Origin of the sequence: Nocardia sp. NPDC047648, from assembly GCF_040642815.1 — a bacterium.
Lineage (GTDB): Bacteria > Actinomycetota > Actinomycetes > Mycobacteriales > Mycobacteriaceae > Nocardia > Nocardia gamkensis.
Genome location: NZ_JBEYSX010000039.1, coordinates 1 through 1865 on the forward strand (window position 1 = coordinate 1; position 1865 = coordinate 1865).

General features: G+C 69.1%; 1 protein-coding gene. It reads left to right on the forward strand.

The genetic code is table 11. From position 1 onward, the window contains the following. Window positions 1–1865, forward strand: a 1865-nt coding sequence (locus tag ABZ803_RS35230) for an amino acid adenylation domain-containing protein (RefSeq protein ID WP_357046207.1), incomplete at both ends; no start/stop codon positions are given.

The following is a 1865-nucleotide window of genomic DNA, read 5'->3' on the forward strand; positions in this document are numbered from 1 at the left end:
GTCGCCCTGTTGGGTGTGTTGACCGCGGGTGCGGCGTATCTGCCGATCGACACCACGTATCCGGTGCAGCGGTTGGAGTTCATGCTCGATGACGCCGCGCCGGTCTGCATCCTGACCACCGCCACCGAGCGGGAATCGCTACCCGCGGGCAATATTCCGGTCCTCTTGCTGGAGGACACCACCGGCTACGACGACGCCCGCGTCCGCAACCGCGAACGTGTGGTGCCGCTGCGTCCGGACAACCTGGCCTACGTCATCTACACCTCCGGTTCGACCGGTGTGCCCAAGGGCGTGGGGGTCGCGCATCGCAACGTGGTCGAGTTGTTCGCCAACACCCAGTCGCTGTTCGAGTTCGACGAAACCGATGTGTGGACACTGTTCCACTCCTTCGCGTTCGACTTCTCGGTGTGGGAACTGTGGTGTGCGCTGGCCAACGGCGGCACCGTCGTCGTGGTCGACTACCTGACCTCCCGCTCGCCGGAACAGTTCCGCGAACTGTTGATCCGCGAACAGGTCACCGTCCTCAACCAGACCCCTTCGGCCTTCTACCAGCTCGCCGAGGCCGACCGCGCCGCGCACCCGGACGAGCAGGGCGAACTCGCGCTGCGCTACGTCGTGTTCGGCGGTGAGGCACTGGATCTGCGCCAGTTGCAGCGCTGGTACGAGCGCCACCCGGTGGACGCGCCGTGGCTGGTGAACATGTACGGCATCACCGAGACCACGGTGCACGTGTCCTACCTGTCGCTGGATGAGCAGATGGCCGACAACCCGGCCAGCGTGATCGGTCGCGCCATCCCGGGCTTGGACGCGTACGTGCTCGACGACCGCCTCAACCCCGCGCCGGTCGGCGTCGCCGGAGAGATCTACGTCGCGGGCGCTCAGCTCTCCCGCGGCTACCTCGGCCGTCCCGGCCTGGCCGCTACCCGCTTCGTCGCCAATCCCTTCGGTGCGCCGGGTGCGCGGATGTATCGCTCCGGCGATATCGGCCGGTGGGTGGGTCTGGGTGGCCTGGCCACCCTCGAGTACGCCGGGCGCGGGGACCAGCAGGTGCAACTGCGGGGGTTCCGTATCGAGTTGGGGGAGATCGAGGCGGCGTTGTTGCGGTGTCCGGGGGTGAGTCAGGCGGTGGTGGTGGTGCGTGCCGACGAGCACGCCGGTGACCGCTTGGTCGGGTATGTGGTGCCCGATGCCGGGACGAGTTCGGATGCGTCGGTGCTGCGTCGGCAGGTCGCGGAGTTCTTGACCGGTTACATGGTGCCCGACGCGATCGTGGTGCTGGAGACGTTGCCGTTGACCCCGAACGGGAAACTCGACCGCCGCGCGCTACCGGCCCCGCGCGTGGACAGCGTCGTCGCGTTCCGGGCGCCGGGTTCGCCGGTGGAACAGGCCGTGGCCGAGGTGTTCGCCGGGCTGCTGGGCGCGAGCGAGGTCGGACTCGACGACGACTTCTTCGCCCTGGGCGGCAACTCGCTGCTGGCCACCCGGGCCGTCGCCCGCATCAACGAAGCCCTCGACGCGAACGTGGTGGTCCGCGAACTGTTCGAAGCACCCACCGTGGCCGCGCTGGCCGCGCGGGTGGTGCCCGGCGCCGGCGGCGGCACCCGCCCCCGTCTGACCCGCACCGAACGCGACCACCCCATCCCGCTGTCACTGGCCCAGCAACGGATGTGGGTGCTCAACCAATTCGACCCCACCTCCCCCGCCTACAACATCCCCCTGGCCATCCGCCTGCACGGCGCCCTGGACGTGTCCGCGCTGCGCTACGCCCTGGCCGACGTCCTCGAACGCCACGAATCCCTGCGCACCCGCTACCCCGCCGGCGGACCGGGCGGACTGCCGTTCCAACAGATCCTCACCGTCGACCA